5 protein-coding genes are annotated in these 6,194 nt (G+C 67.3%); 4 read left to right on the top strand and 1 reads right to left on the bottom strand.

Annotated features, from left to right (window positions below):
- Window positions 1-13 precede the first annotated feature (13 nt).
- On the bottom strand, window positions 14-1,960 hold the full coding sequence (locus MXD57_RS30960) for a BTAD domain-containing putative transcriptional regulator (RefSeq protein ID WP_250405538.1): 1,947 nt from the start codon (window positions 1,958-1,960) through the stop codon (window positions 14-16).
- A 133-nt stretch (window positions 1,961-2,093) separates the two neighbouring features.
- On the opposite strand from MXD57_RS30960, the gene MXD57_RS30955 reads away from it, so the two are divergent.
- The 4 genes from MXD57_RS30955 to MXD57_RS30940 all read left to right on the top strand — a co-directional run bounded on the left by MXD57_RS30955 (window position 2,094) and on the right by MXD57_RS30940 (window position 5,804).
- A complete protein-coding gene (locus MXD57_RS30955; protein ID WP_250405537.1) occupies window positions 2,094-2,972 on the top strand; it encodes an alpha/beta fold hydrolase in 879 nt (292 codons plus the stop codon).
- 291 nt (window positions 2,973-3,263) lie between these two features.
- Entirely contained in the window at window positions 3,264-3,716 is a 453-nt protein-coding gene (locus MXD57_RS30950; RefSeq protein WP_250405536.1) for a VOC family protein, read from the top strand.
- Window positions 3,717-3,751: 35 nt separating this feature from the next.
- Window positions 3,752-4,042 carry a hypothetical protein gene (locus MXD57_RS30945; protein ID WP_374114772.1) on the top strand — a complete coding sequence of 97 codons (291 nt, stop codon included), beginning with the start codon at window positions 3,752-3,754 and terminating at the stop codon, window positions 4,040-4,042.
- A gap of 298 nt (window positions 4,043-4,340) precedes the next feature.
- Complete coding sequence (locus MXD57_RS30940; RefSeq protein WP_250405535.1) at window positions 4,341-5,804, top strand: FAD-binding oxidoreductase; 1,464 nt, start codon at window positions 4,341-4,343, stop codon at window positions 5,802-5,804.
- Window positions 5,805-6,194 lie beyond the last annotated feature (390 nt).

The following is a 6,194-nucleotide window of genomic DNA, read 5'->3' as shown; positions in this document are numbered from 1 at the left end:
CAAGAGGTGGGTGCTATCGCCGATTGAGGTGCCGATCGAGGGTCGACAGGATGTGGTTGACGGGGCCGAAGGTGATCACGGCGGTCGTTCCGCCCGCGATCTCGCCGCGCAAGGGGGAGAGCGCGTCGTGTGCTTGTGCGGCGAGTGATTCGTCGTGGAGCAGAGTCGCTGTATGTGCGTTGACGGCCCAGAGCGCGTCATACAGGTGGTCGGCGGGGGGCGTGGGCAGGGCGTCGGCGGCGTGGCGGGCCGCCGCGAGGTTGTCGCGGGCGAGGTCGAGGAGGGGCTGGACCCAAGGACGGTAGGGGCCCCAGTCCAGGTCGGGGTCCGTTGGCGCGGGACGGTGGTTACGCATGCGAAGGGAGAGGAGCGCGAGCGGGAAGATGCCGGCTTCCACCCCGGGCATGCCGGCGCCGGCGAGGTCGGTGGCTACGGTGCGATAGGCGTGAGCGACCTCGGCGGCATCGTTTGATCGTTCTGCCAGACACATGGTCCGGAAAGCAGCGGTGAGAACGGGAACGAGTGGGGCCTCGTGGAGGGCGGCGAGCCGCTCGGCTGCTTCGACGTGGCGTTGCGCGGTCCCGGTGTCGCCGCGTGCCGCGTAGACCTGGATCTTGATCAGATGGCCGAGAATCTCGAACAGTGGGAGATCGTGTCGCGCGGAGAGCTCGATGAGCTCGCCGGCGATGGCGTCGCGTTCGCCGGTGCGCCCAGGGCGCTGGAAGGACTGCACGAATCGGGCGTTGAGCGCGAGTACCAGCACGTTGGGGTCGTGGAGGTCTCGAGCAAGTTGTTCGGCCTCCCTCGCCGCCTCGGCGGCCCACTGGTCGCTGGTTCCGCGATGCTCGAGTGCGATGGTGGCGAGGAGCCGGGCTCGAAGCGCTGGTGATGCCCCTGGTCCCAGCCGGTGCAGAGTGCGTCGAGTGGTTGCCACCAGCGCCTCGGACCGTCCGGGGTCATCGGCGCGCGTCCAGATGGTGGGGACGTCGTACGCCGCGATCACTCGGGCGGTGAGGCCGGGGTCTCCAGTCCGTTCCGCTTCCGCGGCTGCCGCGGCGCGGTGCTCCTGGGCAAGTACCAGGTTGGTGCCGCCTGTGACCGCGGCGGCCCTGGCCACGGAGCTCATCGAGCGCAGCCGTGTGTAGGTCCCTGTCGCTTCTGTGCGCGTGAGCAGGCGCAGCCGGTCCTCGTCCCGGGGCGCGGGCGTGAGGTGCGCAGCGTGCCGGAGGATGTCACGTTCGAGATGATCGAGACTGTCCACCGATTCCAGTCCGAACTGATCCAGCAGCCTTGCTCGTGCGGCACGCAGCGAGGCCAACGCGTCGACTTGGCGGCCGACTTGGTAGAGAGCATGGGAAAGCAGGACCCAGGCATGCTCCCGCCACGGATGTGCGGTTGCGAAAGCCACCAGCTCCGGGATGAGGGGCGCGCCCCTTCCGAGGTCGAGCACCGCTCGGGCGCGCAGTTCGACCGCTTGACAGTGAAGTTCTGTCAAGCGGGCGCGTTCTGGTGCCAGCCAGCGCGAGGCGTCGAGGTCTGCGTACGGCTCGCCCTGCCACCACGAGAGTGCTTCGCTGAGCGTACTGGCAACCTGGCCGCTGGGTGCGTCGCGCATGGCCGCAAGAGCGTCCTCGAATCGGTGGGCGTCGACGTGTGCCCGTGAAATCCGTAGGGCGTATCCGGTACCAACGGTCTTGATCACCTGTGAGGGGGTTCGCGGGAGACGATCCGGCTCAAGGGCGCGGCGCAGCTCGGCGACGAAGGTGCGGACCGTCCCGGCCGCGGTGGCCGGGGGGTCCTCCCAGAGATCATCGACCAGCACCGAAAGCGGGACGACCCGGCCGCCGGCCGCGACCAGCCGCCCCAGAAGCTCGCGGCGGCGCTGGCTGCCCACCGCAACAGGGCGGCCCTCGGCATCCCTGACCTCGACCGGTCCGAGCACCCTGATGTGGATCTCCATGTCCTCATTGTCGTCGACTCCGGGATGCGCTGCTGATCCACTGCTAATCCGGCTCCCCGATCCTTCCTGTCGTTCACACATCTACGCGTGAGCGGCAGCAGTTCACGCCATCCAGCGAGGGAGACCGGCAACGATGAGCATCACCATTGCGGGGTTCGAGACCAGGCCGATCGGCGTGGCTGACGGGGTTGAGCTGAACGCGGCGGTCGGCGGAGACGGGCCGGCCCTCGTACTGCTCCACGGCTTTCCTGAGACCCACCTGATGTGGCGGCACGTCGCTCCCGTCCTGGCCCAGCATCACACCGTGGTCTGCCCCGACCTTCGCGGCTACGGCGCCAGCAGCAAGCCGGAAGCGGTGAGCGAGGACGTCTACTCGAAGCGGACGATGGCCGCGGACATCATCCACCTGGCCGACGCACTCGGATTCGACCGGTTCGCACTCGTCGGGCACGACCGAGGCGCACACGTCGCCTTCCGGGCCGGCCTGGATCACCCGAACCGGATCAGCCACCTGGGAATCCTGGACATCATTCCCACCCTGGACACCTGGAACGTCCTCAACGGGGTCAACGCGGCCGTCGCCTTCCACCTGTATCTGATGGCCCAGCCCCCCGGCCTGGCCGAGCAGATGATCGCCAACAGCGCCGACGCGTTCTTCGGGCACTTCCTCGACGCCTGGTCCACGAGCTCCCACGCGATCCCGGCGGAAGTACGCACCGAGTACCTTCGCGCCTGCCGGGACGCGGTTCCCTCCATCGTCGCCGACTACCGCGCCACCGCCACCATCGACATCGAACACGACCAGGCCGACCTCGACGCCGGCAACCAGCTCACCATGCCGGTGACCGTCGTCCAACAGGACTGGGGCCGGCAGCTGGGATTCGACGCCACCGCGACCTGGCGCCCCTGGACCGCCGACCTTGAGCACTTCACCACCCTGGCAGGCCACTTCATGGCCGAAGAAGCCCCGGAAGACATCGCCACCCTGATCCTTGACCTGACGAAACGATAGCCACCCTGAGCCCGCCGGAATCGGCCGAACAGAGACGAAGGGCGACGCACTCCACGCGAGGGGAGTGCACGGTGACCCATGCCGACGGAACAGCGACAGGGGTGCAGCGACAGCCGACGCCGACGCCTCGCGAGACCCTGGCCGGGGAGTGGGCCCCGCGAGACAGCGAGTTCTGAACCAGAAGTGCCGGGCGGTACAGCTCAGCCCCTTCGTCCGGCCACCGTCACTCACCGGCCCTGTGCAAACGGCAGGTCGGGGACGATCCAGTTCACCAATTCAAGGGAGATGTTTGTGCCTATCAGCCTTCCGCCTCTCTTTCACGTCGGCATCGTCGTGGAAGACTTCGATCGCGCCGTCGCCGATTACAAGAACCGGTGGGGGGTCGAGGCGGAGCAGATCACGGATCTGGAATTCCCCACGGCCGAATTTCACGGGGAGGAGGCCAGTTCTTCCGCCCGCTACGGCTTCATCAGGACGGGGGCTTCGGAGATCGAGCTGATCCAGCCGCTCAGTGGGCGCTCGCCATACACGGAATTCCTCGAACTCCACGGTGAGGGCGTCCATCACCTCGCCTACGTGGTAGCAAGCATCGATCAATATCTCAAATCACTGCGAGCGGCGGGAGAAGCAGCTCGTGTCACTTTCGATGCGTCGGTCGCAGAGCAGACACGCTTCGTTTATCTCGACGAACTGGCTCATGGGCCGACCATCGAGCTGATCGAAATGATGGGCAAAGACTCCTGACCGCGGCACAGCTCCGGGGAGGACACGACAGCACAGTGGCTCTCAGAGGTCGTTGCCGGGACGCAGTTCCGTCGATCGTCGCCGACTACCGCGCCACCATCGGCATCGAACACGACCAAGCCGACCTCGACGCCGGCAACCAGCTCACCATGCCGGTGACCGTCGTCCAACAGGACCGGAGCCGGCATCTGGGGTTCGACGCCACCGCGACCTGGCGGCCGTGGGCCGCTGACCTCGAGCACTTCACGACCCAGGCAGGCCACTTCATGGCCGCGGAGGCTCCGGAGGACATCGCCACACCCATCCTGAACCTGGTGAAGCGGTGATCTCCGTGGCTGGTCGCTGTCGACCGAACTCACCAGAGACCTCACCGAGATCCGGCGACGGAACGACAAGTGGCCCGCCCAACGGATCACCGGCGGGCTGATCCGAGGAGCGACACCGAACAGTTCTCCGAACTCTGCCAGCTCTGTTTCCGACTCAATCGCCGAGAGGCCGGTCGGCGGCTTGGAACGCCTCCGCCGACCGGGGCGGACGTTACCGACCTTCGTCGACCGAGCCGGTCTACGGCTCCATGCCGCCGCCGTCAACGGCCAAACCCGTGAGCGACACACAGGAGTTACCATGCAGCCTCATGCCAATGCCAATGCCAATGCCAATGCCCGCGACGAGTTCAGCACTGCCCTACTGGCTGAGCTGCGGTCCAGAATCCCTGCGGGCCGCGTGCTCACCAACGGACCGGAGTATGCCAAAGCATTGGCGTTGTTCAACGCAGCGGTCGATGTCCGTCCTTCTGTCATTGTGCGCTGCGCGACCACCGCTGACGTGCAGGCTGGGATACGCGCGTCTCGCAACCACGGGGTGCCGCTGTCGGTGCGCGGCGGGGGTCACGACTTCTGGGGGCGGGCCTTCCGTCCCGGTGGACTGGTTCTCGATCTGACCGATATGCGGGGAGTCCAGGTCGACATCGGCCGCCGTGTCGCAACGGTGGGTGGCGGGGCGCTCTCGTCCGACGTCGTATCCGCCGCCGAGAGGGTGGGCCTGACTGCCGTCACCGGAACGGCTGGCGCCGTCGGCATGGTCGGTCTCACGCTCGGCGGCGGATACGGCCCCCTGATCGGGCAGTTCGGGCTCGCAGCCGACAACCTGCTCGGCGCCGAAGTAGTCCTGGCCGACGGTTCACGAGTGAACACCGACGCCGAACACCATCCGGACCTCTTCTGGGCGTTGCGCGGCGGCGGCGGAAACTTCGGTGTCGTGACCTCGGCGCGGGTCCGTCTGCACCCCGTGCCGACAGTGGTGTCGGGAACCATCTTGTACCCGATCGCCCAGAGCGCCGACATTCTCGCCAACCTCGGTGGGATCCTTCAGGACTGCCCGGATGAGCTGACGGTGGACGTGGGGTTCCTTCCCGGCCCGGACGGGAAGCCGACGGTGTACGTCGCGCCGACCTGGTCAGGGGACATCGAGGTGGGGAACGCCGAGAACGGGCCGGTGCGTGCCCTGGCCAGACTCGGTACACCCGTGCTGGCCGATGTTGGACCTGTCGCCCGTTCCTCGGCACTGGCCGCGACGGACGCCATGTTCCCACCCGGGCGGATGGGCGCTATTCGCACGCGCACCGTCCAGACCATCTCCGGCTCCATCGCGACCGTCCTGGACCGGGCTGCCCGGGAGTTCACCTCACCGTTCTCCGCGATCGTGTGGCACCAGTTCCATGGTGCCGCCGCCCGTCTGCCCCTCGGCTCGGCGGCGTTCGGGCGACGCGAACCGCACCTGATGGTCGAGCTGATCTCCTTGTGGGAGGACCGCGAAAGCCAGGACAACGCAGGAGGTGGCGAAGGTAGGTCCCCGCACCTGCGCTGGCTGGAACAGCTGCACGCGGCGCTTGAGCCATTCTCGTTGCCGGGCGGCTACGTGAACTTCCTGGGGCCGGAGACTCCCGAGCAGGTTGCGGAGTCCTACGGGCCCAACACCGAACGGCTGCTCGCCGTGAAGGCTGCGGTCGACCCGGACTCCGTCTTCGCCGCCACTCCCCTCCCCAGCGCGACTGCCGGCGTCGCAGACAAGCCTCGCTCGGCCGGCTGACCCCCGTCGAATTCGGGACCGTCATCACCACACCGGCCCTCCAGGCCGCGTGACCGAACCTGTCACCCGAACCTGCCGAACCTGGCCAGGCCGGCATCACCACGTCACCCTCGTCTCGGTCGCCCACGCCCTCTGCACCTTGCAGCGACTGAGGCGATCCCCAAAAGAGACGGCGTCGGTCTGAGCCTCTACCGAGTCGTTCCCGAGCTGCAACTACTCCTCGCGATCCGGACCGGCGCCTACCCCACCTGTCACCGCGACATGCCGGGCCCCGCACCAACATGACCAAGCACTGCTACTAGTAGATTGTCGCGGCTTAATTTTGCTGTGTGGTTGGGTAGAGGTGGCGCAGTTTCACGCGTGCGTCGTCGGTGGTGAAGTGCCAGTCGG

The organism is Streptomyces cellostaticus (genome assembly GCF_023630175.1).
GTDB lineage: Bacteria > Actinomycetota > Actinomycetes > Streptomycetales > Streptomycetaceae > Streptomyces > Streptomyces cellostaticus_A.
Note: the sequence above shows the minus strand (reverse complement) of the source record. Positions and strands in the feature narration are given on the sequence as shown.

Coding starts and splice junctions, on each gene's coding strand:
- MXD57_RS30960 (WP_250405538.1), bottom strand. CDS start 1,960: ATGGAGATCCACATCAGGGTGCTCGGACCGGTCGAGGTCAGGGATGCC.
- MXD57_RS30955 (WP_250405537.1), top strand. CDS start 2,094: ATGAGCATCACCATTGCGGGGTTCGAGACCAGGCCGATCGGCGTGGCT.
- MXD57_RS30940 (WP_250405535.1), top strand. CDS start 4,341: ATGCAGCCTCATGCCAATGCCAATGCCAATGCCAATGCCCGCGACGAG.